Here is a 25,231-nt window from a genome sequence, read left to right as displayed (position 1 = left end):
CGTTTCCTCCTCCTCCCGTTCGCCACCATGAGAGGCGATAGATATCGCCTGTCAAGGTATGGAAGCAGAAGGCCGGCCTCAGGCCGCGAGGTGGTCCGGCTTCTTGCCGAGGATGATCATCGACAGGATGTCGTCCTCGGTCACGTCCTCGACCTTCGCGGCGGCCACCAGCTGGCCGTTCTTCATCACCGCCACGCGGTCGCACAGCTCCATCATCTCGCGCGTGTCGTGACTGATGAGGAAGATGCCGAGGCCCTGCGCCTTCAGCTCCTGGATCAGGTCGGCGACCATCTTGGACTCGTGCACGCCGAGGGCGGCCGTGGGCTCGTCCATGATGAGGATGCGGGCGTTGAAATAGACGGCCCGCGCGATGGCGACGGACTGGCGCTGGCCGCCCGACAGGGCGCTGACCGGCTCGTTGATCTTCTTGAAGTTGGGGTTGAGGCGCGACATGATCTTGCGCGTCTCCGCCTCCATCCGGGCATCGTCCACCAGCCCGAAGGCGTTGGTGATCTCCCGCCCCAGGAACAGGTTCGACGGCGCGTCGAGGTTATCGGCGAGCGCGAGCGTCTGGTAGATCGTCTCGATGTTGTAGTGCCGGGCGTCCCGCGGGCTGGCGATGTCGGCCTTCTTGCCGTCGATCCAGATCTCGCCCGAATCCGGCCGGTATGCGCCCGACAGGCACTTGATCAGCGTCGACTTGCCGGCGCCGTTGTGGCCCAGCAGGCCCACCACCTCGCCCGCGTGCAGGTCCAGCGAGACGTCGTCCACAGCCTGCACGCCGCCGAACGCGATCGAGATGTTGCGCATGTCGACGAGGGGGGTAGCCATCAGACGATCCTCCGCATGCGGGCAAGGACGAGCGCGCCGCCCGCGATCCCCAGGAACAGCAGCGCCCAGATCGGCGTGTAGAAGGCCCACAGGATCAGCGTCACCTCGGCCACGATGACGAGGCCGGCGAGGAAGCGGATCGCTTCGGTCCGGTAGGCGATGTCGATCATCACGGCGTTCACGAGGACCGCGCCGACGACGATGTTCTGGAACGGCGCGTCGACGCCGACCATCGCCATCCCCGATTGCAGCGACTGCATGATGAGCGCGCCTAGGATGGCACCGTAGATGGTGCCGATCCCGCCCGACAGCGCGGTGCCGCCGATGACCGCCGCGGCGATCACCCGCAGCTCGTCCAGCGTGCCGATGTCGTTGGTGTGGTTGGTCAGGCGGGCCGACGCCACCACGGCGGCGAGCGCGACGAGGACACCCATGATCGCGAAGACCTTCACGGTCAGCAGGCGGGTGTTGATCCCCGACAGCTCGGCCGCGTCGGGGTTGCCGCCGGTGGCGAAGATGTAGCGCCCGAGGCGCGTGCGCTGCGCGACCACCGTCATCACGATGGCCACCGCGATCAGCAGCAGGACCGAGTAGGGCAGCCCGTAGCCGGCGGTGTACCCCTCCGGCACCTCGAGGCCGCGAGCCGCGAAATCCCGCTCCAGCACCCGCTCGGGCACCTCGTAGGCGTTCAGCATCGCCACGAGACCGAGGATGCCGACGACGATCAGGCCGGCGACGACGGCCTCGGCCCACATCGGCTTCACCGGAAAGCCGTGGGCGACCTTGGTCCGGCGCGCGTTCCACAGGATCAGCAGCGTCAGGGCGGCGGCGATCAGGCCGACGACCCAGCTCCACGTCACGCCGAGGGTGCCGTTGATGCCGCCGAACAGCTGGAACGTGTCGTTCAGCGGGCCGATGGTCTGGCCGTTCGTCAGGTACCAGCCGACGTTGCGCCAGATCAGCAGGCCGCCCAGCGTCACGATGAAGGCGGGAATGGTGAGGTATCCGATCAGCCAGCCCTGGAAGGCGCCGATCACGCCGCCGACCACGACGCCCGCGGCGATCGCGATCCAGGCCAGCATCGGGTCGCCCAGCGACAGGTCGAACAGCTCCAGCGCCCAGCGCGTCTGCATCATCGCCATCACGGCGGAGCAGGTGGCGAGAAGGGCGCCGACGGCGAGGTCGATGTGGCGGGTGACGATCACGAAGACCATGCCGGTCGCCATGATGGCGACGCTGACCGTCTGGATCGTCAGGTTGAACACGTTGCGCGGCGTCAGGAAGCGCCCGCCGGTCGAGTAGTTGAAGGCCAGCGCGATCAGGACGAACGCGGCGATCATGCCGAGGAGACGGACGTCGATCTCGAGGCTCTGGAAGAAGCCGCGGCGCGGCGCGCCGGGCGGCGGTGCCGGGCGGGTCGCGGCGTCTTCGGTCGATGTATCCGTCATGTCCCTGCCCCTCCCCCGGTGGATGAACGGGGCAGCCTTTCGGCTGCCCCGCCCCGTCTTGTCAAGCGCGCGGAGCGCCCGCCCTTACTGATTGCAGGGCGCCGGGCCGTCGGTGACGCCCTGGCACAGCGTCTCGACGTCGATCCAGCCGGCGTCGGTGACGGTGGTCAGGTTCTCGGCCGTGACCGGAATCGGCGCCAGGAACTGCGCCCACAGCGTGGTGCCGCCGGGCGACGTCCACTCCTCTGCGCCTTCGATGGCGGACATTTCGGTGCCGCCGGCCAGCTCCACCGCGATCTCGCCGGCGCGCCGGCCGAGTTCGCGGGCGTCCTTCCAGACGCTGACGGTCTGGGTGCCCATCGCGACGCGGTTCAGCGCGGCGTGGTCGCCGTCCTGGCCCGAGACCGGGATGCCTTCCATGCCCTGCGCGGTCAGCGCGGCGACGACGCCGCCCGCGGTGCCGTCGTTCGAGGCGACGACCGCGTCCACGGCGTTGTCCTGAGCGGTCAGGATCTGCTCCATGTTCCGCTGGGCGTTCGCCGGCAGCCAGCCGTCGGTGTAGGCCTCGCCCACGATGGTGATGGCGCCGCTGTCGATCGCCTCCTGCAGCACTTCCTGTTGCCCGCCGCGGAGGAAGTCCGCGTTCGGGTCGGTGGGCGAGCCCTTGATCATCACGTAGTTGCCTTCCGGCGCGGCCTCGAGCACGGCGCGGGCCTGCATCCGGCCGACCTCGACGTTGTCGAAGGTCAGGTAGAAGGCGCGCGGGTCCTCGATCAGGCGGTCGTAGCCGACCACCGGGATGCCCTCGGCGGCGGCGGCGTCGATCGCCGGGCCGATGGCCTGGCTGTCCTGGGCGAGGATGATGAGGGCGTCGACGCCCTGGGCGATCAGGCTCTCGATGTCGCTCAGCTGCTTGGAGGCCGAGGACTGCGCGTCGGTCGACACGTAGGTCGCGCCGGCCGCCTCGAGCGCCTCGACGATCGCCGCCTCGTCCGTCTTCCAGCGCTCTTCCTGGAAGTTGGACCAGCTGACGCCGACGGTCAGGCCGTCCTGGGCCGCGACGAGGGTGGTGGTGCTGACCGTCGCGAGAGCGGCGGCCAGGAATGTTCTGCGAAGCATGTGGTTCTCCCTGGGTCTTCCTCCCCCCGCCTCTGCGGGCGGGGTCGGGCTGTCGCCCGCGGGGGAGTCTTAGCATCGTGAGCGCTAACGCCAAGAGGCTTGATCGCACCCCGACGCCCGACTCCAAGGCCTCTTGCGCGCCGCGCCCGGCCCGCGGCACTGTGCGCCGCGCCGTCCCAGGAAGGCTGTTGCCCGATGCGTCCGTTTCTCACCCTCGCCCTTGTCGCGGCCCTGCCCGCGACCGCCCAGCCGCGGTTCGAGGACCTGTCCGGAACCCTGCCCCCGCACGACTATTCCGGCGGGTGGGAGCATTTCGTCGGCGGCGGGGTGGCCGTCTTCGACTGCGACGCCGACGGCCAGCCCGAGATCGCCGCCGCCGGCGGCACCGCGCCCGCGATCCTGCTGCACAACGACGGCGAAATGGCCTTCTCGGCCGCGCCGTTCCCCGAGATATCGGAGACGACCGGCCTCTACCCCCTCGACCTCGACGCCGACGGATGGCTCGACCTGTTCGTCCTGCGCGTCGGCGCGAACGTGGTGCTGAAGGGCGGCCCCGGCTGCGCGTTCGAGGACGCGACCGCTTCCTTCGGCCTGCCCACCGACGACGCCTGGTCCACCGCCTTCACCGCCTGGTGGGAGGAGGACGGCCGCCCCGTCCTCGCCGTCGGGAACTACGTCGACCGCGCCGACCCCGAAGGCCCGTTCGGCACCTGCGACGACAACGCCATCCTGCGCCCGTCCGCCGACGGCTACGCGGCCGAGCCGCTGACCCCCGGCTTCTGCGCCCTCTCCATCCTCGCCGCCCGCGACGCCCGCGGCCGCCCGACCCTGCGCCTGTCGAACGACCGCCACTACTACGTGCGCGAGGGACACGAGCAGATGTGGGACATCGGCGAGCGGCGTTTCCTGACGCAGGCGGACGGCTGGGACGGCCCGATGCTGTGGGGCATGGGCATCGCCAGCCGCGACCTCGACGGCGACGGCCTGGCCGAGGTGATGCTGACCTCGATGGGTGACCAGCTGCTGCAGATCGCCCAGCCCGACGGCACCTACGCGAACGCGTCCTACGAGATGGGCACCGCCGCCCAGCGCCCGTATTTCGGCGACGACGGCCGCCCCTCCACCGGCTGGCACGCCGAGTTCGGCGACGTCGACCTCGACGGCCGGCCCGACCTCTTCATCGCCAAGGGCAACGTCGATCAGATGGCGACGAACGCGATGGAGGATCCGAACGACCTGCTGATGCAGCGCCCCGACGGCACCTTCGTCCAGGCCGCGCTGGAGGCGGGCGTCGCCAGCGTCGCCCGCAGCCGCGGCGCCGCCCTCGCCGACCTCGACGGCGACGGCGACCTCGACCTCGTCGTCGTGAACCGCCGCGCGCCTATGGAGCTGTACCGCAACGTCACCGAGCGCACCGGCCACTGGCTCGCCGTCGATCTCTCCCAGCCCGGCGGCAACGCCCGCGCCGTCGGCGCCGTGGTGACGGTGGAGACGGAGGCCGGCCGCCAGGTCCAGGAGGTGACCGTCGGCGGCGGTCACGCGGGAGGCGAGGCCTTGCCTCTCCATTTCGGCCTCGGACCCGCGACGGAGGCGCGCGTGACCATCGACTGGCCGGACGGTACGCGGACGGAGACCGAGGCCGCCGGCGACGCCGTCCTCCACCTCGCGCGCGACCCCTGACGCGCGCCTCGGGCCGAAAGGCCCGCCCCCGCATCGCCGGAGCGCTTCTGGGTCCGGCGGGCGAGCCAACCCCTGCTCCTATCTTGCAGACAAATACTCCAGCGCCGGTCGCCGCCCGCGCGACGGCACCCGAAAAGGCGCTGGACCCCCGGAGCGCCAAGGTCCCCGGCACCCGCCCGCGCGACCGAACCAAAAAGCACCGCCCCTGCCCCTCACACCGAGCCACAAATATCCCGGGGGAGTCCGCGCGAAGGCGCGGACGGGGGCAGCGCCCCCGAACCCGCCCGCAGGGCGGTCCCCGGTCAGGGCATGGGCACCGTCAGGCCGGAGGGCACCTCCGCCGGGATGCCGAGCCGTCCCGCCTCCGCCACCGGGTCCGTCAGCGTCCCGAGGAAGGCCACCAGCGCCGCGATCTCCGCCTCCGACAGTTCGGGCCCCGCGACGGAGGCCGAGGCGATGGCCGCCCCTTCCGCCGGATCGTCCAGCGCCAGCCAGTCCTCCACCGCCAGCGCCGGCAGCACCGCCTCCGCCCGGTCCCATGCGCCCGGCCGGCCATGGGACGCGAGGAACCCGTCCAGCGTCCGGTGCGCCCCGGCGTGCCCGTAGGGCGCGGTCAGCGTCACGTTGCGCAAGCTCGGCGTGCGGAAGGCGTAGCGGTCCGCCGGGTCGCCCGTCACCTCGGCCCGGCCCTCGTCGCGGTGGTCGCTCTCGAACCGCGCGTGCTTGCCCGGCCCGATCTGCGGCGCGCCCATCGCGTGGAAGCCGTGGTCTGTCTGGAATGGGCCCGCATGGCAGGACGCGCAGCCGGTCTCGCCGTAGAACAGTTCCAGACCCGCCACCGCCTCCGCCGGCAGGTCCGCCTCGCCGCGCAGGTACGCGTCGAAGGGCGCCGTGTCCGACCGGAACTCGAACTCGATGAAGGCCGCGAGCGCGTTCGAGATGTCGGTGAAGGCGATCTCGCCGCCGCGGTCGGGATAGACCTCCGCGAACAGCCGCGCGTATTCCGGCACCGCCGCCACGCGGGCCGAGATCAGCGCCCAGGCGCCGTCCGGCCCGGTCACGACGCCGCGGCGCACCGCCTGCGCGATCTCGTTCTCGGAATAGTGCCCCGCCATCTCGTCCGGCGAGACGACCGGGAACATGCTCTGCGCCGACAGGATCGAGGCGAAGCCGGTCGCCATGTCGCCGCCGATCGGGGTGCGCAGGCCGCCGGGGCGGCTGGCGTCCGCCTCGATCCGGCCATCGTGGAACATCGCCACGTATTCCAGCGCACCGAGGTTCCACAGGCTCTGCGCGTTCCGCGGCACCCGCTCCTCCGGCGGGTTGTCCGGGTCGGCCACCCGCTCGGGTCCCAGCCCGATCCCGCCGTCCCCGATCCCCAGCGACAGGCCGTCCGACGTGCCGAAGGCGGGGTGGTGGCAGGTGGCGCAGGCGACCTCGCGGCCGCCCGACAGGATCGGATCGTAGAACAGGAGCTGCCCCAGCCGCGCCTCGTCCTCGCGGACCGGGCGGTAGGCGGCGTCGGTGACCGGCGCCGGCAGGCCGGCGATCTCGGCCGCCGCCGCCCCGGCGAGGGTGAGGCCGGCGAGGGCCAGGCGCAGCATCGTCATCGAAGGTGTCCTCCCGGGCGGCGATCCTACGCGGCGCCGGGCGACTGGCAAGCGGGGCTAGCGCGGCGCCGGCTCCGCCGCATCGCCGCCCCGCTCCAGCGCGGCGAGGGCGAGGGCCTGCCGCTTGGCGGCGCGGTAGCGGGCGAACTGGCTGTCGGCGATGACCCCGATCAGGATCACGCTGCCCATCACGGCGAAGTTCAGCGACGACGGGATGCCGAGCAGGTTCACCAGGTTCTGCAGCATCTGCAGCAGCACCACGCCGAGGCAGACGCCGACGATCGACCCCTCGCCGCCCCGCAGGGAGAACCCGCCCAGCACCGCCGCGGCGATGCCGTAGAGCTCGTAGAAGTTGCCGTGGCTCGAGGGCTGGATCGAGCGCGTGTACATGGCGAAGAACACCGCCGACAGCGCGGTGAGGACGAGGCAGATCACGTAGGCCGCGACGATCACCCGGCGGGTGTCGATGCCGGCGTAGCGGGCCGCCTCCTCGTTCTTGCCGACCGCGAAGAGGTGGCGGCCGAACACCGTCCGGTGCAGCACGTACCAGGAGATTACCGCGATCACTCCGAACGCGACGATGGAGTGCGGCACACCCCCCGTCCGCCCCGAGACCAGCCATTCCAGCATCGGAAAGCTGTCGCCGAAGCCGAACCCGGCGGTGCCGTCGGCGGTGTAGAACCGGGCGACGCCGCGATAGATCAGCAGGCCGCACAGCGTGACCACGAACGGCTGCAGCTTCAGCCGGGTGACGAGCCAGCCGTGGATCAGCCCGAACACCGCCCCGAGGACGAGGCAGATCGCCAGCGCGATCGGCCACGGCACGTCGTGGGTCACGATGAGGTCGACGAAGATCACGCCCAGCAGCGCGATGACCGAGCCGACCGACAGCTCGATCCCGCCGGTGACGATCACGAACGCCTCGGCGATGGAGAACAGGCCGAACAGGCCGATCAGGTTCGCCGTGTTGGCGAGGTTGATCGGCGACAGGAAGCGCGGGTTGATCGCCGCGACCACCGCCCCCACGACGAGGACCAGCGCCAGCAGCCCGAGATCCTTCTTGTGCATCCGTCCCTCCTCAGGCCACGGCGAGGCGGAGGATCGCCTCCTCCTCCAGCGCGTCCCGTTCCAGCACCCCGGCGATCCGGCCCCGGGCCATCACGGCCACGCGGTCGGACACGCCGATCACCTCTTCCATGTCGCTCGAGATCATCAGGATCGCGACGCCCGCGTCGGCGAGGCGGCGCATCGCGGCATAGACCTCGGCCTTGGCGCCGACGTCGATGCCGCGCGTCGGTTCGTCGAAGATGACCACCCTGGGGTCCATCGCCAGCCATTTGGCGAGGACGACCTTCTGCTGGTTGCCGCCCGACAGCTCGGCCACCGCCCGGCCGAGGGCGGCGGTCTTGATCGAAAGGCGCGTGCGCGCATCCTCGGCCAGCGCGGTCTCGGCCCGGCGGTCGACGGCGCCGCGGCGGGCGAGGCGGGCGAGGTTCGGCAGCGCGATGTTCTGGGTGATCGCGAAGTCGAGGACGAGGCCGTGCGCCTTGCGGTCCTCGGGGACGAGGCAGAGCCCCGCCTCGATCGCCTCCGCGACCGACCCGGAGGCGAGCGGCCGTCCGGCCACCGTCACCTCGCCGCCGATCCGCGGCTCCACCCCGAAACAGGCGAGGGCGAGGTCGGTCCGGCCCGCGCCTACGAGGCCGGCGAGGCCGAGGATCTCGCCGCCGCGCACGGTCAGGTCGACGGGCACGTCCGGAAACGCGGCGGTCCGCACGCCCTGCAGTTCCAGCAGCGGCGCGCCGGCGGTCCGCGGCGCATGTCCGCGACCGCGCGTCAGGTCGCGGCCGATCATCATCCGGACCATCCGGTCCTTGTCGATCTCGTCCCGCGCCAGGTCGCCCGCGTTGCGCCCGTCGCGCAGGACGGTCACGCGGTCGGCGATCTCCTCCACCTCGGCGAGGCGGTGGCTGATGAACAGGATCGCGACGCCCTCGTCGCGCAGCTGCCGGATCACCGTCAGCAGGCGCCGCGTCTCGCCCAGCGTCAGCGACGAGGTCGGCTCGTCGAAGATCACCAGCCGGGTGCGCATCGACAGCGCCCGCGCGATCTCCAGCAGCTGCTGGTCGGCGAGCGTCAGCCGCCCGGCGCTGTCCTCGGCCGCGAAGCGGGCGCCGAGGCGGGTCAGGATCGGACGCACCTCGTCGGCCATCGCCCGGCGGTCGAGGGTGCGGAAGGGCCCCCGCGTCCGCTCGCGTCCCAGCAGGACGTTGCCGGCCACGTCAAGGTTGCCGAAGGTGTTGAGCTCCTGGTGGACGAAGGCGATGCCGTGCGCCGCGGCCGCCGCGGGCGTCAGCGCCGCGCGGCTGTGGCCGTCGATCTCGATCCGGCCGCCGTCGGGGGCGATGGCGCCGCCCAGCACCTTCATCAGCGTCGACTTGCCGGCGCCGTTCTCGCCGATCACGCCGACGACCTCGCCGCCGTGGATGTCCAGCGAGACGTCCTTCAGCGCCACGACGCCGGGATAGACCTTGGTGATGCCGCGCAGGGCAAGGTCGATCCGGCCGCCGCCCGGATGGTCCAGCATGTGCCCTCCCCGCTCTGTCCCCGTCACAGGCGAGACGGCACGGACGCGGCCAGTCGCGCCCGTGCCGTCCCCGCCGGTGGCGGAGGGAGACGCCGCCTAGCCGCCGATCCGCTCGCGAAGTTCGGCCTCGAACGCGTCGACGTTCTCCTGGTCGATGACCTTCGTCGGCACGATGATGAGGCCGTCCTCCGGAATCTCCGAGCTGTCGCCCTCGATGTACGAGGCCATCAGGTGCATCCCCTGGTAGCCCCACTGGTAGGGGTCCTGCACCACGGTGCCGGCGATGGTCCCCTCGCGGACGCCGCCCAGCGTGATCGGATCCTCGTCGAAGCCGATGACCGTGATCTCGCCCAGCCGGCCGGCGGCCTGCAGCGCCTCGTAGATCTTGGGCGTGTTGTAGGAGTAGAAGCCGACCATGCAGTCGACCTCGGGGTTCGCGGCCAGCACGTCGTCCACGTTCGACCGGGCGCGCGCGAAGTCCACGTCGTCGCCGCGGACGTCCACCAGCTCGACCCCCGTCCCCTCGACCGCCTGCCGGAAGCCTTCGATCCGCTCGCGGGCGTTGTCCGCGCCGAGGAACCCGACGAAGCCCATGCAGGTGCCGCCGTCCGGCATCGCGGCCGCCGCCATCTCGCCCGCCTGCACGCCGGCGTCGGTGTTGGACGAGCCGAGATAGGCGATGCGGTCGCTGTCCGGCGCGTCGCTGTCGGTGGTGAAGAGCGGGATCTGCCCGGCGATGCGGTTGAACGCGTCGGTCGAGGTGGCCGGATCGACCGAGCTGATCATGATCGCGTCGGTCCCCGCGGCGACGAGGTCGTCCATCAGCGCGTTCTGCAGCGCCGCGGTGCCCTGCGCGGGATAGCGGAACTGCACCTCGTAGTCCGGCAGCTCGGCCTGCGCGGCGTTCACGCCCGCCTCGGCCAGCTTCCAGAAGTCGGACGCGGCGTTCACCACGAAGGCGAGCTGCGGCCTGTCCTGCGCGCCGGCCGTCGAGGCGAGCGCCATCAGCGCGGCCGAAGCCGCGGTCATCCAGAGTTTCATGTCGGTCCTCCCGTGGCCGCCCCCGCGGCCTGTCACGATGCGCGGCGCGCCGGCTCCTCCCCGGCGCGCCGCTGGCTCGTCAGTTGTCCGCGCAGAAGCCGGGATCGTCGGCGTTGCAGACGTCGAGGCCGGTGTAGAGCGGATCCTCGACCGTCTCGCCGTTAATCAGCTGGATCATCACGTCCGGCGCGCGCAGGCCCATCTCGAACGGGCGCTGACCCACCTGGGCGTGGCTGCGGCCCTCGCGGAACGCCTGGGTCTGCGGCGGCAGCGTGTCGCCGGCGATGATGATGAGCTCGTTCGATTCGAGCTTGTCCATCACCTGGTCGGTCACCTGCGCGTAGGCCTGCGGCGCGAACTGCGCCCAGCCGCCGACGAGGATGAATGCGTCGAGGTCCGGGTTCGCGGTGAACACGTCCGACATCTGCTGGTTGGCAAGATCCGCCTGGTCGTTTGTGAAGACCGGGCAGCCCTCGATCTCGGTCCAGCCGCCCTGGCCGGTGAGGCGGTCGATCCCCTCCTCGCCGCCCGCGGTGTCGCGGAAGCCCTGGGCGCGGGCGTTGATGTTGTCCGCCGCCACGTTGCCGAGCTGCAGGCAGACCGTGCCGCCATCGGGCTTCAGCGCCATCGCCTCTTCGGCCATCTCGACGCCCATCAGGTAGTTGTCGGTGCCGAGGTAGGTCGCGCGCAGGTCGCGATCCTGCTCGAGGAAGTCGGCGTCGATGGTCATCACCGGGATGTCGGGCGCGATCTCGCGGATCCGGTTCGCCATCGCGGGCGCGTTCGACGGCGAGATCGCGATCGCGGCGACGCCGGCGGTCAGCAGGTCGTCGACGATCTGCACCTCGCCCGCCTCGTCGGCCGACGAGGCCGGGCCGGTGTAGAGGCAGGTATATTCGCTGTCGGCATTCTCCTCGAGCCACTGCTGGCAGCCGAGGTTGATCTGCTCGAAGAACGGGTTATCGAGGCCCTTGACCACGATCGCCAGCGTGTTGGCGTCCTGCGCCATCGCGCCGCCGGCCCAGAGCGCGGCCCCGGCCGTCGCGGCCATCAGTACGGTAGTGGATTTCACGTCAGACTCCTCCCATGTCGTCTGTCTGTCCGGGGCGCGCCGGCCTGTCGCCCGCCCGTCCCCGCCTTCGGTCCATGCGCCCGGGTCTGTCGCCCGGTGCGCCCTCCTGCTCCCCGATCCGCCTGTTTCCCCCTCCGGGTGGCGCACGCCATGGTCTCGGCGCCGCCGGTCCCGATCCTCCTTCGGGATGTGGTGATAATATTTGCTAATATTGCTCGGTCAAGTAATGATTGCCCCGGAGGAGGCGTCGCCGCCACGGTGAGACGGGCAGCGACGGCGTCGCAGGACACGACGGGGGAGGACCATGTCCAGACTGAGCCTGAAGGGCATCACGAAGAGCTTCGGCGCGATCCACGCGCTCGAGAACGTCTCGCTCGACATCGCGGCGGGAGAGGTTCTGGGGCTGATGGGAGACAACGGCGCCGGCAAGTCGACGCTGGTGAAGGTGATCGCCGGCAACTTCAGACCGACCCGCGGCGAGATGCGGATGGACGACCGGCCGGTGGAGTTCCACCGCCCCGTCGACGCCCAGCGCGCGGGGATCGAGGTCGTCTACCAGGACCTCGCCTTGTGCGACAACCTGACGGCGGCGTCGAACGTCTTCCTCGGGCGCGAGGCGACGCGGCGGGTGGGGCCGATCAAGGTGATCGACTACGCCGAGATGCACCGCACCTCGGCCGGCCTGTTCCGTCAGCTGAAGTCCGAGACGCGGCCCCGCGACCTCGTCCGCAAGATGTCGGGCGGGCAGCGGCAGGCGGTCGCCATCGCCCGGACGCTGCTGTCCAAGCCGAAGATCGTCCTGATGGACGAGCCGACGGCCGCGATCTCGGTCCGGCAGGTGGCCGAGGTGCTGGACCTGATTCGGCGCCTCCGGGACCAGGGGATCAGCGTGGTCCTCATCAGCCACCGGATGCCGGACGTGTTCGCCGTCGCCGACAAGATCGCCGTCCTGCGCCGCGGCAGCCTCGTGACCGCCAAGCCGGCGGCGCACTCTTCGCCGGAGGAGGTCACGGGCCTCATCACCGGCGCCATCGAAGCGGCCTGAGGGAGGAACGCATGACCAGCACACTCGACCAGGCCATCGACCAGATCCAGCATCGCGGGACCCTCTCGCGGATGATGAGCCACCAGATCTTCTGGGTGTTCGCCGCGGCGGTCCTCGCCTGCCTCGCGCTGACGCTGATGACCGACACCTTCGCGACCGAGCGCAACCTCTTCAACGTCAGCCGCAACTTCGCGTTCGTCGCGATCATCGCCATCGGCATGACGGCCGTGATCGCGAGCGGCGGGATCGACCTGTCGGTCGGATCGGTCGTCGTCCTGTCGGCGATGGTGATCTCGACGATGATGGAATCGGGCAACTCGTTCTGGCTGTCGGCGATCTGCGCGCTTCTGGTCGCGCTGGCGGTGGGCGCGATCAACGGAACGCTCATCGCCTATGCCGGGATGCCCGCCTTCGTGGTGACGCTGGGCATGCTGTCGGCCGCACGGTCCGCCGCGATGGTCCTGTCAAACAACAAGATGATCTGGGAGTTCGGGCCGGATCACGACCTGCTCCTCTGGATCGGCGGCGGATCCACCCTCGGCCTGCCGCATCCCCTGTACGCCCTGATCGCGCTGACGCTGGTCACCGGCTTCGTCTTCCGCTGGACGCGCTGGGGCCAGTACCTGTTCGCGATCGGCGGGAACGAGCAGGCGGCGACGCTGACCGGGATCCCGGTGAAGCGGCTGAAGGTGACGATCTACATGTTCTCGGCCTTCACCGCCGGGATCGCGGGTATCCTGATGGCCGGCTGGCTGGGGTCGGTGACCACCAACCTCGGCCAGGCGATGGAGCTGACGGTGATCGCGGCGGCCGTGATCGGCGGCGCCAACCTCGCCGGCGGCGAGGGCACGGCGACGGGCGCCGTGGTCGGCGCGCTGCTGATCGAGGTGATTCGGAACTCGCTGATCCTTTTGGGGATCTCGACCTTCTGGCAGGGCATGTTTATCGGCACCTTCATCGTTGTCGCCGTGGGGTTCGATCGGGTCCGTCACATGCGCAACTGACATGTGAAGGCACAGGAGGCGGCTCTGGACGACGCGGGGAAGCCAGCGAAACCGACGATGATGGACGTCGCCGCCAGGGCGGGGGTGTCGCAGGCCACCGTCTCCCTCGTGCTGAACGGCAGCCCCGGCGCGCGTCTCAGCGACGCGACCAAGAGCCGGGTGCGCGCCGCGGCCGAAGCGGTGGGCTACCGCCTGACCCGCCGCCCCGCCGCCCGCCAGCCGGTCGCCGAGAAGCTCATCGGCTTCATCGCGGACGAGCTGTCGACCGACCCCTGGATGCCGCTCGCCTTCGACGGGGCGCGCGAGAAGGCCCTGGAGTACGGCGTGACGATGACGCTGGTCTCACGCCAGGGCGAGGACGACCGAGAGGACAGCGTGTACGAGCCGCTGACGCGGCTGCCGCTGCACGGGCTGATCTTCGGCACCACGCTGACCCGCCGGGTCGATCCGCCGAAGCTGCTGTTCGACGTGCCCTCGGTCCTCGTGAACTGCTACGACACCCGCCGGCGCCTGCCGTCGGTCCTGCCCGGCGACCTCCTCGGCGGGCGGGCGGCGACGCAGCGCCTGATCGCCGCCGGGCGCCGGCGGGTCGGCCTCATCAACGGCCAGTCCGGCATCGACGCCAGCCGCGACCGCCTGCGCGGCTACCGCCAGGCGCTGTCGAGCGCGGACATCGCCTTCGACCCCGCCCTGGTCTGGCCCGGCAACTGGGAGCCGACAGCGGGCTACGAGGGCACGATGGCGATGATGGCGCTGGAGGATCCGCCCGACGGGATCTTCTGCGCCAACGACGTGATGGCCCTCGGCTGCTACGACGCGCTCAAGGAGCTGGGCCTGCGGATCCCGCAGGACATCGCGGTGGTCGGCTTCGACGACCGCGAGATCGCGCAGTTCATGCGCCCGCCGCTGACGACGTTCCTGCTGCCGCATTACGAGATGGGGGCGACGGCCGTGCAGATGCTGCTGGACCGGGCGGGCGGGCTGACCGACCTCGACCAGATCAAGATCGAGTGCACGCTGGTGGAGCGCGAATCGGGCTAGGTGGCCGCCGGTCCCGGCGGCACCGCCGCCGGCGCGATCCGCCGCGCGCCCAGGCGCGGGTGGAGACGCTCGGCGATGCCCCACGCGATCAGGCATGCCGCGCCCGCTGCCACGAACACGCCCGGAACGGGGACGAGCAGCAGGATCGCCCAGGCCGCGCCCGGCGTCGCGATGCCCGACACGTCGCGGTAGGACGAGTAGATCGCCGACATCTCGGTCCGCTCGGACGGCTTGACCGCCATCAGGAACGGCAGCCCGCCGCAGATGTCGAGAAGGATCAGGAAGAAGCTCGCCACGAAGAGGAGCGCGACCGCGACCCACGGCAGCCCGCCCGCGAGGCCCGCGCCGAGGAACAGCAGCGCCGCGGTCAGGAACCCCGTCCGCACCCCGTGGCGCACCGAATGGGCCTGGATCCACCGCATCATCAGCGGCGCCAGGAAGAGCCCCGCGTTCGTCACCGACAGCAGCCGCCCGCCCAGCTGGTCGCCGAGGCCGCTCTCCACCGCGAAGATCGGCAGGTAGACGACGTAGACCCACCAGCCGCAGGATCGGATCACCGCGAAGAGCCAGCCGGCGACCAGCCGCGGCTGCCGCAGGAACCGCCCCAGATAGGCGAGCGGGTTCGTCACCGGCCGCCGCGCGCGGGTGATCAGCCTGCCGTTGCCGAGCCGCATCCAGAGGAACGCCAGCAGCATCGCGGCCGAGGCGATCGCCGCGATCGCGAACGGCGCCGGCCGCCACCACGACCACAGCGACACGCCCACGACCGGCCCCAGCGTCCAGCCGAGGGCCGAGTAGAACATGCGCAGCGTCTCGGACCGGCCGAGCTCGATCCGCGCGATGTAGTCGAGGACGTAGGCGTTGAAGCAGACGAAGCAGACCACCGTCGCGGTGGAGATCAGGGCCAGCCCGAGGACGATCGCCGCCGGAGCGCCGTTGATGGCGATCAGCGAGCCGAGGACGAAGGACGAGGCGCCGGCGGCATAGAGGATGCGCCGCGGCACGAAGCGGTTCAGGAACGGGACCAGCAGGCCGGCGGCCAGCGAGACGAGGCCGACGAGGAAGTAGATCAGGCTGACGGTGCCGGCGTCGCCGAAGGCGTCGTACATCGCGACCGGAAAGACCGAGATCAGGATGCCGCGCGCCACCGCCTCGAACCCGGCGAGCGTGGCGAAGCCGCGCACCGACGGCGCCGGCGCGTGGCGCAGCCATTCGGGGATGCGGCGTTCGAACATGGGAAAGGCGTCCGGAGGATCGGTGCCCGCCCCTACCGCGCCGCCCGCGCCGCCGCTGCGCCCGCGGCGACACCGGCGTCCGTTCGCGACATGTCGCGTCGCGTCAGGCCGGCGGCAGCACCCACAGGGCGCAGCGCGGCAGGTGCACCTCCGCCGCCCCGCCGGGCGCAAAAGCGTCCGCGGTGTCCGGCGGCAGCACCGCCTCGAGCGTCACGTCTCCGGCGGCGAGCGTCAGGCGCGTCGCCGTGCCGAGGAAGGCGCGGCCGGTGACGCGGACGGCGAGCGTGTTCTCGGGCCCCGCCCCGGGGCGAATCGCTTCGGGCCGGATCGTCAGGAGACCGGGACCGTCGCGCGCGCCCTCCGGCAGGACGAGCGGGCCGAGCGCCGACAGGAACCGCCCGCCCTCCGCCGTGCCCGGCACGAAGTTGCGCCCGCCGAAGAACCGCGCCGCCGCCTCGGTCGCCGGCCGGTCGTACATGGCCCGCGGCGCGTCCACCTGCTGCAGCCGCCCCTGCAGGATCAGCGCCACCCGGTCGGCAAGGATCGCCGCCTCCTCCTGGTCGTGGGTGACCATGATCGTCGTGATCCCCAGCTCCTGTTGCAGCTCGCGGATCAGGTCGCGCATCTCGCCGCGCAGGTGGGCGTCCAGCGACGACAGCGGCTCGTCCAGCAGCAGCACCTTCGGCCCCACCACCAGCGCCCGCGCCAGCGCGACCCGTTGCTGCTGGCCGCCCGACAGCTCGGCCGGCCTGCGGTCGGCGAGGCCCGGCAGGCGCACCCGCTCCAGCATGTCGGCCGCGCGGCGCCGGATCTCGTCCCGCGGCCGGCCGCGCATCCGCAGGCCGAAGCCGACATTGTCCGCGACCGACATGTAGGGAAACAGCAGCCCGCCCTGCATCACCAGCACCGCGCCCCGGCGCTCCGGCGGCACCTCCAGCACCGACCGCCCTCCGAAGGCGACATCGCCCGAGGTCGGCGCCAGCAGCCCCGCAACCATCTTCAGCGCCGTCGTCTTGCCGCAGCCCGACGGGCCGAGAAGGGCGACCAGCTCTCCCTCCGCCACCTCCAGCGTCAGCCCGTCGACCGCCGGCGCGGCGGCGCCGGGATAGACCGCCGTCAGCGCGTCCAGCGTGACCCGCGTCACCGGCCGAGCCCCGCCACCAGCGCCGCCGAGCGGCCCGACAGGTGCCGCGCCGTCAGGATCAGCACGACCACGCCCGGCAGGACGTACAGGACCGCGATCGCCCCGGTCAGGTCGTTCCGGCCCGCCGAGGCGAAGTTGAAGAGGAGGATCGGCAGCGTCACGACCCGCCCGCCGCCGATGACGAGGGTGAGGAGGTACTGGCTCCACGACACCAGAAAGGCGAACAACGCGCCGACGATCAGCCCGGGCCGGATCGCAGGCAGCGTGACGTGCCGGAACGTCTGCCAGCGCGAGGCGCCGAGGCTGCGCGCCTGCGCCTCGAAGCCCGGATCGAAATTCGCGAACCCGCCCGCCATGACGAGGGTCATGTAGGGCACCGTCGGGATCAGGTGGACGAGGATCACCCCCGCGATGCCGTTCGTGAGGCCGAGCGACAGGAACACCGCGTGCAACCCGAACGAAGCCGCGATGCCCGGCACGATCACCGGCGCCAGGATCGCGATCTCGACCAGCGCCTTGCCGCGGAAGGCGTGCAGGCCCAGCGCCCGCCCGGCCGGAACGCCGACGAGGACCGCGAGCGCCGTCGCGCAGACGGCCACGACCAGCGTCGTCCACAGCGCCGGCAGCACGCCCGACTGCGCCGACAGGGCGTAGTCCCAGGCCCGCAGGGTCCACGCGTCCGGCAGGAGGTCGGGATAGCGCCAGCCCCGGGCGAGCGACCAGACGACGAGCGGCACCAGCGGCAGCACCAGCCAGACGATCAGCAGGATGCCCGACAGCACGCGGACCGAGCGCAGGAGCGGCGGGCTGCGCTCCATCTACGCCCGCACGCCGCGGCGGACGAGCCGCACGTAGGCCCAGATCATCGCCGCCGACAGCAGCGCGATCACCAGCGCCGTCGCCATCGCCTCGGGCCGGGCGGCGAGGTCGGGGTCGGTGAAGCGCCGCCACGCCAGGACCGGCAGCGCCGCCGGGTAGCTCTGCCCCAGCAGCGCCGGGATCTCGTAGGCGCCGAATGTGAAGGCGAAGACGATCACGCTCGCCGCCAGCACGCCGGGCAGGATCAGCGGCAGCAGGACGTGGCGCAGCGCCTGCCAGCGCGAGGCGCCGAGGCCGCGGGCGACGCTCTCCCAGTCCTCGCCCAGCGCCTGCATCTGGGCGAGCGCGACGATGCCGATGAACGGCACCTCCTTCCAGACGTAGACGAGGATGATGCCGATGGCCCAGCGGTCGTGGGTCAGCGGCGGAAAGTCGGCCGGCCCGCCGATTAGGCCCGCGCCGTGCGCCGCCCGCGCGACGAGGCCGGACTGCGACAGCAGGTACAGGATACCGATCGCGCCGACGAGGTGCGGCACGGTCAGGTTCAGCTGGAACAGCACCGTCGCGACGCCCCGCCCGACGAAGGTCCGCCGCAGGAGGAGGGCGGCGGCGACGCCGATGATGGCCGCGAGCGCCGTGGAGATGACGGAGATGTGGAGGCTGAGGGCGAGGCTGCGCAGGAACTCCGGGTCGGCGAGCAGGGTGCGATAGGCTGCGAGGGTCGGTCCCGCGCCGCCGAGCGCCGGCGAGACGCCGAGCGAGCGCACGACACCGACCGCCAGCCCGCCGAAGAACAGCCCGCCCACCAGCAGCAGCGCCGGCGCGAGGAGGAGCGCGATCTTCAGCCGGTCCGACATCGCCCCTTCCTGCGCTGCGCCACGGGGGCCGATAGGGTCAGATCGTCCGGGCGCTGTCCAGCCGCCCGGACGGGCGAGGACGGGTGGCTCGTGGTGGGTCTGGTCGAACCGACTCGGCACGGAGTGCCCCCACCTAAGATCCGGGGCGGACGATCGACTGACGCGCGGTCGCGCAGCGGCCGCGTTCACTGAGGCCTGCCGAGGAAGCCGAACCGGTGCGAAGGTTGCCGGCCCGCCGTCCGCCCGTCAGCCGACCCCGCGCGCGATCTCCGCCAGCGCGAGGTCGAACCGGGCGGCGGAGGTCGCGCGCCACCAGCGTCCCGCCGCGGCGGCGGGCGGGCAGGTGGCGGCGAGGCGGGCGGCGAGGTGGTCCGACAGCGCCGCCCAGAAGGCCCGGAGGTAGCCGTCCGCGACGGCGGCGAGCGCGGCCGGCGGGCGGGCCCGCAGATCGTCCGACAGCGCGTCGAGGCGGTCGAGGAGCGGCGATCCGCTCCCCCACCCTGCCGCCTCCGCACGGAGCCGCCCGAGGAGAGACGCGATCCCCCGCCCCTCCTCGCGGACCAGCCGGCGCAGCAGCAGGTCCTGCGCCTGCATGCCCGTCGTCCCCTCGTAGATCGTCAGGATCCGCACGTCGCGCAGCCACCGCTCCGCCGGCCACTCGCGCGTGTAGCCGGCGCCGCCCAGCACCTGCACCGCGCCCGACGCCGCCTCGGACGCCAGCTCGCCGCCGAAGGTCTTGGCGAGCGGCAGCAGGACCGACGCCTCGGCCTGCGCGGCCGCGTCCCCCGCGCGGGCGGCGGCGAGCGTCGCCGCGGCCTCCAGCGTCAGCGCGGTGGCGAGCACGGCGCGGACGCCGATCTCGGCGCATTGCCGGGCCACGTCAGGATGCTCCGTGATCGGCGGCGGCGCGGCGTCCGGCCGCCCGCCCTGCCGCCGCTCGGCGGCGTAGCGGCGGGCCAGCGCGGCGGCGCGCAGCGCGACACCGGCCCCTTGCGTGCCGGTCTGCAGGCGCATCAGCTCGATCATCGTGAAGAGGGCGGGCAGGCCGCGTCCCTCCTCGCCGATCAGCGTCGCCGCCGCGCCCTCGAACCGCAGGACGCAGGTGGGCGAGCCGTGGAGGCCCATCTTCTCCTCGATCCGTTCGACCGTGACGCCGTTCGGCGCGCCGTCCACCGCGGAGGGCACGAGGAACAGCGACAGCCCGCGTGTCCCCGCCTCGGCCGGGCCGGTACGGGCGAGCATCATGTGGCCGATCACGGGCGTCAGGTCGTGGTCGCCGAAGCTGATCCAGCATTTCGTCCCGGTGACGCGCCAGCCGTTTCCCTCGGACACCGCCCGTGTCCGGATGCGGCCGACGTCGGACCCGGCGTCCGGCTCGGAGATGCAGATCGTCGCCGCCCGCTCTCCCGCCGCCAGCGCGGGCGCCCAGTCGGCGGCGAGGTCCGGCGCCTCGGCCGCCAGCATGTGCGCCGCCGCCCGCGTCGCGCCGACGCCCATCAGGAACGGCATCGCCGCGCCTTCCAGCAGCAGCCCTGCCGCCACCGTCAGCGGCAGCGGCAGGCCGATCCCGCCCAGCTCTTCCGGCAGGTCCGGCGCTATCCAGCCGCCCTCCGCCAGCGCCCGCCAGGCATCTCCCGACCCTTCCGGCAGGCGCACCCGTCCGTCCACCAGCCGGCAGCCCTCGCGGTCCGCGACCGCCGCGAGCGGCGCCAGCACCTCGTCCGCGAGCCGCCCGGCCTCGTCGAGCACCTGCCGGACGTCCGCCTCGTCGAACCCGCCGGAGGCCGCCCCCCAGCCCGGCGTGCCGGCCAGGATCGCGGCGACGAGGTCGGCGCTCATTTCGGCGGCAGGCGCACGCCCCCGTCGAGGCGGATCACCTCGGCGTTGAGGTAGGCGTTCGTCAGGCAGAAGCGCACCGCCTCGGCGAACTCGGCAGGCGCGCCGAGGCGGGCGGGGAACGGGATCGAGGCGGCGATGCCCTCGCGCACAGCCTCGGGCAGCTCGCCGAGGAGCGGCGTCTCGAAGATGCCGGGCGCGACGGTGTTCACGCGGATGCCGAAGCGCGCCAGCTCGCGCGCCGCGGGCAGCGCGAGCGAGACGATGCCGCCCTTGGCCGCGGCGTAGGCGGCCTGCCCGACCTGCCCGTCGAAGGCGGCGACCGAGGCGGTGCTGACGATGGTCCCGCGCTCGCCCTCCACCGGCTCGTTCCGGGTCATCCTGTCGGCGGCGAGGCGCATCATGTTGAAGGTGCCGATCAGGTTGACGCGTATCACCCGCTCGAAGTCGGCGAGCGGCATGGGCCCGTCGCGGCCGGCGATCCGGGCGGCGGTGCCGATTCCGGCGCAGTTCACCAGGCCGCGGAGGGGGCCGAGCGCGTCGATCGCCGCCTCCAGCGCCGCACCCGCAGCCTCGTCGGTGACGTCGACCGCCGCGGAATGTCCGCCCAGCTCCGCCGCCACCTCGGCCGCCGCGTCGCCGTTCCGGTCGAGGATCGAGACCTTCGCCCCCTCCTCCGCCAGCAGCCGCGCCGTCGCGGCGCCGAGGCCGGAGGCGCCGCCGGTGACGGCGACGTGCGCGCCGTCCAGCCTCATGCCGCGTCCTCCGCCCGGATCACCCGCGGGTCGTCGTCGGACCACAGCGCGTCCACCAGATCCTGCCGGTTGCGCAGCACCGCGCGCTGGTTGACCGAGCCCTTGTCCGTCACCTCGCCCGCCTCGAACGACAGCGGCTCGGCCAGCAGCATCACCCGCGTGACCCGGCTGGCGGAGCCGGTGGCGGCCTTCGCGTGCGCCGCCAGCCGGGCCGCCACCGCCGCCTTCACGCCGGGGTCGGTCAGCAGCGCGGCGCCCTCCGCCGACGTGTCCTCCGCCGCCCCGCGGACCTTGGACCAGTCCGGCACCACCAGCGCGCCCAGCGCCTCCCGCCCCTCGCCCGCGATCACCGCGTCCGAGGCGAGGCCGCCCAGTTCGTTGCACAGCTTCGCCCGCAGCTCGCCCACCGCGACCCAAGTGCCGGTCGCCAGCTTGAAGTTCTCGGCCAGCCGGCCGGCGAAGTGGAAGCCGTCCTCGGGCCGGCCCTCGGAGTGGAAGCTCAGCGCGTCGCCCAGCTTGTAGAAGCCTTCCTCGTCGAACGCCTCGGCCGTCAGCTCGGGGTCGCGCCAGTAGCCGGGCGTGATACCGGGGCCGGCGAGCCGCGCCTCCCACCGGTCGCCCGCCGGCACCAGTTTCAGCGTCACCCCGTCGGCGGGGATGCCCACGTTGCCCGACCGCTCCTGCCGCGTCGTGCAGATCAGCGCGAACGGCGCCGTCTCGGTGGAGCCGAGGCCGGTGGCGAGGAGCACGCCGCCCTCCACCTCGTCCTCGGCCATCTTCGTCAGGCGGTCCCAGATCGGCTGGCTCATGCCCGCGCCGGCGTAGAACAGCATCTTCAGCCGCGAGAAGAAGGTGTGCCGCAGCTCGGCGTCCGCCTCCATCGTGTCGAGCAGCATCTGGTAGCCGATGGGCACGTTGAAGTACCAGGTCGGCGCCACCTCGCGCAGGTTGCGGACCGTTTTCCCGATGTCCCTGGGCGTCGGGCGGCCGTCGTCGATGTGGTAGGTGCCGCCGTTGTTCAGCACCATGTAGAAGACCTTGTTGCCGCTGGCCGTGTGGTTCCAGGGCGCCCAGTCGATCACCACCGGCGGCTCGCGCAGGAAGGGCCAGCACTGGCGGATCGTCTGCTGGTTGGCGCAGATCATCTTCTGGGTCTGGATCACCGCCTTGGGCCGGCCCGTGGTGCCCGAGGTGAAGAGGAACTTCGCCACCGTGTCGGGGCCGGTCGCGGCGTGAGCCTGTTCCATCGCGTCCGTTGGCTCGGTCGCGGCGAGGGCGTCGAACGCGATGCGCTCGCGTCCCGGGGCGTCGCCGCGGACGGTGACCATCGGGATGCCCGGCAGCTCGGCGTCCACCGCGCGCAGGAACGGCGCCGCCTCCTCGGCAAAGACCATGCCCGGCGTCAGCTGCTCCACCACCGAGCGCAGCTTGCCGAGGTCTTCGGCCAGGGCGTAGGCCGGCGCGATGGCGGCGGAGGGCACGCCCACATGCTGCGCCCCCATCGCCATCAGCGCGTGCGCGACGGAGTTGCCGGACAGGATCAGCAGCGGCCGCTCGGGGGACAGGCCCCGCTCGACCAGCGCCGCGCCGATTCCGCGCACGGCGCGGGCCGCCTCGGCGTAGGTCACGCGCCGCCAGCCGTCCTCGCCGTCGCGCTCGGCCAGCCAGACGCGGTCGGGCGCGGCCTCGGCCCATTCCATGAGGCGGACGTTCATGCTGCGCGGATAGTCGGCGAGCGGGGTGCCGGTGGACACCAGCATCACGCCGTCGGGGCGGGTCTCGACGCGCAGGTCGGGGGTCCAGAACAGGGGATCGCTGTCGCGCTCGGTCATGGCTCCTCCTCCGCCGGCGGCGCGGGGAGATTGACTCGCCGCGAAAAAATTGTCTACTCGGAAACAAACGGCGGCCGCACCCGCGGCCGGGAGGGGAAGCGTATGGATCAGCCCGCCAGCAGCGGCCTCGTCACCTACGAGCTGCGCGGACAGGTCGCGATCATTGGGCTCGATCGGCCCGAGAAACGCAACGCCATTTCCGACCGCGTCGTCGCCGCGCTGACCGAGGCCGTGGTGCGGGCGAGCTCCGAGGCGAAGGCCGCGGTGCTGACCGGCCGGGGCCCGCATTTCTGCGCCGGCCTCGACCTCGCCGAGCATGTGGAGAAGCCGTTGATCGAGGCGGTGAAGGGCAGCCGCACCTGGCACCGCTCGTTCGACCTGATCGAGCGCGGGGCCATCCCCTTCGTCGCCGCGATGCAGGGCGCCGTGGTCGGCGGCGGGTTCGAGCTCGCCGCCGCGGCGCAGATCCGCGTGGCCGAGAGCGGCGCCTTCTTCGGCCTGCCCGAGGGCCAGCGCGGCATCTTCGTCGGCGGCGGCGGCTCGGTCCGCATCGCCCGGCTGATCGGCGCGCACCGGATGGCGGACATGATGCTGACCGGCCGCACGGTCGGCGCCGCCGAGATGGAGCGCTGGGGCGGCGTCAACTACGTCACCGGCGAGGGCGAGGCGCTGGACAAGGCGGTCGCGCTGGCCGAGCGGATGGCCGAGAACGCCGAGATGTCGAACTACGCGGTGCTGAACGCGCTGCCCCGCATCCGCGACATGTCGTCCGAGGACGGCCTGTTCGTCGAGTCGATCATGTCCGCGCTGACCACCGCGACGCCCGAGGCCGAGGCGCGGCTGCGCGCCTTCCTCGAGAAACGGGCCGGCAAGGTCGAGGCGCCGAAGGATGCGTGACGCGGCCGACACCGCGCCGCCGCCCGGCCTCGACGACGGAGAGGTCCGCTACGGGCCGCTCGCCGATTCGCTGGGCCTGCTGCTGCGGCTGTCGCAGCTGGTGGCGTTCGGCCATTTCTACGACGACCTCGCCGAGATGGACGTCCGCCCCGGCGAGATGTCGGTGCTGATGCTGCTGGCCGAGAATCCGGGAATCCGGCAGGGCACGCTCGCCCGCGCCCTCGTCATCAAGCGCGCGCACATGACCAAGATGGTCCGCGCGCTGGAGGAGAAGGGCTGGATCGAGCGCCGCGTGCCCCCCGACGACCGCCGCGCGGTCGAACTGCGCCTGACCGAGGCCGGCGCCTGCCATGTGGAGACTCTGCGCGGCCCGTTCCTCGCCCACGAGGCGGTCGCGGGCCGGGGCCTGAGCGACGCCGACCACGCCGAGCTGCGGCGCCTCCTGCGCGCCTATCTCGGCATGCCCGACCCGGAGGGTCCGAGATGAATCTCGACGACATCGTCGCCATCGACATCCACACCCACGCCGAGGAGCCCTGCCAGGGCCACCGCGACGACGGCTACGACGAGTTCCAGGCCGGCATGGCCGCCTACTTCAAGAACCCCGCCGGCCGCGAGGGGATGCTGCCGTCGGTCCAGCAGACCGCCGAATACTACCGCGAGCGCAGGATCGCCGCCGTGATCTTCCCCGTCGACGCCGAGCGCGAGACCGGCTTTCGCCGCTACTCGAACGAGGAAGTCGCGCAGATCGCCGCCGAGAACGACGACATCCTGATCCCCTTCGCCTCGATCGACCCGGCCAAGGGCCGCGCCGGCGCGCGCGAGGCGCGGCGGCTGGTGCGCGAGTTCGGCGTGAAGGGGTTCAAGTTCCACCCCACGATGCAGGGCTTCTACCCGAACGACCGGATGGCCTACCCGATCTACGAGGCGATCTCCGAGGAGGGGGCCGTCGCCCTGTTCCACACCGGCCAGACCGGCGTCGGCTCGGGCATGCGCGGCGGGATGGGGATGCGGCTGAAGTTCAGCAACCCGATCCACGTCGACGACGTGGCGGTCGACTTCCCGGACATGCCGATCATCCTCGCCCACCCCTCGTTCCCGTGGACCGAGGAGGGCCTCGCCGTCGCCCAGCACAAGCCGAACGTCTACGTCGACATGTCCGGCTGGTCGCCCAAGTACTTTCCGCCGCTCTTCGTCCAGTACGCGAACACCATCCTGAAGAAGAAGATGCTGTTCGGCTCGGACTGGCCCGCCATCACGCCCGACCGCTGGATCGCCGATTTCGACAAGATCGGCATCCGCGACGAGGTGAAGCCGCTGATCATGAAGGAGAATGCGAGGCGGCTGCTGAAGATCTGAAGACGTCATGACAACCAGG

At 72.0% G+C, this 25,231-nt stretch carries 22 protein-coding genes; 7 read left to right on the top strand and 15 right to left on the bottom strand.

Annotated features, from left to right (window positions below; all coding sequences use genetic code 11):
* Positions 1 to 78 precede the first annotated feature (78 nt).
* The 3 genes from A37W_RS0116670 to xylF form a co-directional block, all read right to left on the bottom strand.
* Complete coding sequence (locus tag A37W_RS0116670; protein WP_018304182.1) at positions 79 to 831, bottom strand: ATP-binding cassette domain-containing protein; 753 nt, start codon at positions 829 to 831, stop codon at positions 79 to 81.
* Positions 831 to 2,279 (bottom strand): sugar ABC transporter permease, encoded by a 1,449-nt coding sequence (locus A37W_RS0116665; RefSeq protein ID WP_018304181.1) that lies wholly within the window; start codon positions 2,277 to 2,279, stop codon positions 831 to 833. Before A37W_RS0116665 ends, A37W_RS0116670 begins: the two co-directional genes overlap by 1 nt.
* Before the next feature lie 84 nt (positions 2,280 to 2,363).
* Entirely contained in the window at positions 2,364 to 3,398 is a 1,035-nt protein-coding gene (xylF, locus tag A37W_RS0116660) for a D-xylose ABC transporter substrate-binding protein (protein ID WP_018304180.1), read from the bottom strand.
* A 195-nt stretch (positions 3,399 to 3,593) separates the two neighbouring features.
* Here xylF and A37W_RS0116655 point away from each other — a divergent pair, with 195 nt between their 5' ends.
* A complete protein-coding gene (locus tag A37W_RS0116655; protein ID WP_018304179.1) occupies positions 3,594 to 5,078 on the top strand; it encodes a CRTAC1 family protein in 1,485 nt (494 codons plus the stop codon).
* A 302-nt stretch (positions 5,079 to 5,380) separates the two neighbouring features.
* Here the strand turns inward: A37W_RS0116655 and A37W_RS0116650 are convergent, their stop codons facing one another.
* The 5 genes from A37W_RS0116650 to A37W_RS22280 all read right to left on the bottom strand — a co-directional run bounded on the left by A37W_RS0116650 (position 5,381) and on the right by A37W_RS22280 (position 11,388).
* On the bottom strand, positions 5,381 to 6,688 hold the full coding sequence (locus tag A37W_RS0116650) for a cytochrome-c peroxidase (protein WP_018304178.1): 1,308 nt from the start codon (positions 6,686 to 6,688) through the stop codon (positions 5,381 to 5,383).
* A 57-nt stretch (positions 6,689 to 6,745) separates the two neighbouring features.
* On the bottom strand, positions 6,746 to 7,756 hold the full coding sequence (locus A37W_RS0116645) for an ABC transporter permease (protein ID WP_018304177.1): 1,011 nt from the start codon (positions 7,754 to 7,756) through the stop codon (positions 6,746 to 6,748).
* A 10-nt stretch (positions 7,757 to 7,766) separates the two neighbouring features.
* On the bottom strand, positions 7,767 to 9,275 hold the full coding sequence (locus A37W_RS0116640) for a sugar ABC transporter ATP-binding protein (RefSeq protein ID WP_018304176.1): 1,509 nt from the start codon (positions 9,273 to 9,275) through the stop codon (positions 7,767 to 7,769).
* Between the two features lie 96 nt (positions 9,276 to 9,371).
* The gene (locus tag A37W_RS0116635) at positions 9,372 to 10,316 is read right to left on the bottom strand and encodes a sugar-binding protein (RefSeq protein WP_018304175.1); all 945 of its coding nucleotides are present in this window, start codon (positions 10,314 to 10,316) and stop codon (positions 9,372 to 9,374) included.
* Positions 10,317 to 10,395: 79 nt separating this feature from the next.
* Positions 10,396 to 11,388: a substrate-binding domain-containing protein gene (locus A37W_RS22280; RefSeq protein ID WP_211206654.1), complete on the bottom strand. Its 993-nt coding sequence runs from the start codon at positions 11,386 to 11,388 to the stop codon at positions 10,396 to 10,398.
* Positions 11,389 to 11,692: 304 nt separating this feature from the next.
* Between A37W_RS22280 and A37W_RS0116625 the strand changes: the two genes are divergently transcribed.
* Genes A37W_RS0116625 through A37W_RS0116615 form a run of 3 tightly spaced genes read left to right on the top strand, consistent with a single transcriptional unit; the run spans position 11,693 to position 14,478 of the window.
* A complete protein-coding gene (locus A37W_RS0116625) occupies positions 11,693 to 12,433 on the top strand; it encodes an ATP-binding cassette domain-containing protein (protein ID WP_018304173.1) in 741 nt (246 codons plus the stop codon).
* Between the two features lie 11 nt (positions 12,434 to 12,444).
* Positions 12,445 to 13,437 carry an ABC transporter permease gene (locus A37W_RS0116620; RefSeq protein ID WP_018304172.1) on the top strand — a complete coding sequence of 331 codons (993 nt, stop codon included), beginning with the start codon at positions 12,445 to 12,447 and terminating at the stop codon, positions 13,435 to 13,437.
* A gap of 60 nt (positions 13,438 to 13,497) precedes the next feature.
* A complete protein-coding gene (locus tag A37W_RS0116615; protein WP_211206653.1) occupies positions 13,498 to 14,478 on the top strand; it encodes a LacI family DNA-binding transcriptional regulator in 981 nt (326 codons plus the stop codon).
* Here the strand turns inward: A37W_RS0116615 and A37W_RS0116610 are convergent.
* From A37W_RS0116610 to A37W_RS0116580, 7 genes are all read right to left on the bottom strand, one after another.
* Entirely contained in the window at positions 14,475 to 15,713 is a 1,239-nt protein-coding gene (locus A37W_RS0116610; protein ID WP_018304170.1) for an MFS transporter, read from the bottom strand. The genes A37W_RS0116615 and A37W_RS0116610 overlap by 4 nt on opposite strands.
* Before the next feature lie 103 nt (positions 15,714 to 15,816).
* Positions 15,817 to 16,857 carry an ABC transporter ATP-binding protein gene (locus A37W_RS0116605; RefSeq protein WP_018304169.1) on the bottom strand — a complete coding sequence of 347 codons (1,041 nt, stop codon included), beginning with the start codon at positions 16,855 to 16,857 and terminating at the stop codon, positions 15,817 to 15,819.
* Complete coding sequence (locus A37W_RS0116600; protein ID WP_018304168.1) at positions 16,854 to 17,675, bottom strand: ABC transporter permease; 822 nt, start codon at positions 17,673 to 17,675, stop codon at positions 16,854 to 16,856. Before A37W_RS0116600 ends, A37W_RS0116605 begins: the two co-directional genes overlap by 4 nt.
* Positions 17,676 to 18,533: an ABC transporter permease gene (locus A37W_RS0116595; protein ID WP_018304167.1), complete on the bottom strand. Its 858-nt coding sequence runs from the start codon at positions 18,531 to 18,533 to the stop codon at positions 17,676 to 17,678. It abuts the gene before it with no gap.
* Positions 18,534 to 18,779: 246 nt separating this feature from the next.
* Complete coding sequence (locus tag A37W_RS0116590; protein WP_018304166.1) at positions 18,780 to 20,372, bottom strand: acyl-CoA dehydrogenase family protein; 1,593 nt, start codon at positions 20,370 to 20,372, stop codon at positions 18,780 to 18,782.
* On the bottom strand, positions 20,369 to 21,124 hold the full coding sequence (locus A37W_RS0116585) for an SDR family NAD(P)-dependent oxidoreductase (protein WP_018304165.1): 756 nt from the start codon (positions 21,122 to 21,124) through the stop codon (positions 20,369 to 20,371). Before A37W_RS0116585 ends, A37W_RS0116590 begins: the two co-directional genes overlap by 4 nt.
* Positions 21,121 to 22,956 carry a feruloyl-CoA synthase gene (locus A37W_RS0116580; protein ID WP_018304164.1) on the bottom strand — a complete coding sequence of 612 codons (1,836 nt, stop codon included), beginning with the start codon at positions 22,954 to 22,956 and terminating at the stop codon, positions 21,121 to 21,123. The genes A37W_RS0116585 and A37W_RS0116580 overlap by 4 nt, the downstream gene beginning before the upstream one ends.
* A gap of 102 nt (positions 22,957 to 23,058) precedes the next feature.
* Between A37W_RS0116580 and A37W_RS0116575 the strand changes: the two genes are divergently transcribed.
* The 3 genes from A37W_RS0116575 to A37W_RS0116565 are packed head-to-tail and all read left to right on the top strand — an operon-like array spanning position 23,059 to position 25,212.
* Positions 23,059 to 23,853 carry a crotonase/enoyl-CoA hydratase family protein gene (locus tag A37W_RS0116575; protein ID WP_018304163.1) on the top strand — a complete coding sequence of 265 codons (795 nt, stop codon included), beginning with the start codon at positions 23,059 to 23,061 and terminating at the stop codon, positions 23,851 to 23,853.
* Positions 23,846 to 24,340, top strand: a complete 495-nt coding sequence (locus tag A37W_RS0116570; protein WP_018304162.1) for a MarR family winged helix-turn-helix transcriptional regulator — start codon at positions 23,846 to 23,848, stop codon at positions 24,338 to 24,340. Before A37W_RS0116575 ends, A37W_RS0116570 begins: the two co-directional genes overlap by 8 nt.
* Positions 24,337 to 25,212: a 4-hydroxyphenyl-beta-ketoacyl-CoA hydrolase gene (locus A37W_RS0116565; protein WP_018304161.1), complete on the top strand. Its 876-nt coding sequence runs from the start codon at positions 24,337 to 24,339 to the stop codon at positions 25,210 to 25,212. Before A37W_RS0116570 ends, A37W_RS0116565 begins: the two co-directional genes overlap by 4 nt.
* Positions 25,213 to 25,231 lie beyond the last annotated feature (19 nt).

Source organism: Wenxinia marina DSM 24838 (genome assembly GCF_000379485.1).
Lineage (GTDB): Bacteria > Pseudomonadota > Alphaproteobacteria > Rhodobacterales > Rhodobacteraceae > Wenxinia > Wenxinia marina.
Note: the sequence above shows the minus strand (reverse complement) of the source record. Positions and strands in the feature narration are given on the sequence as shown.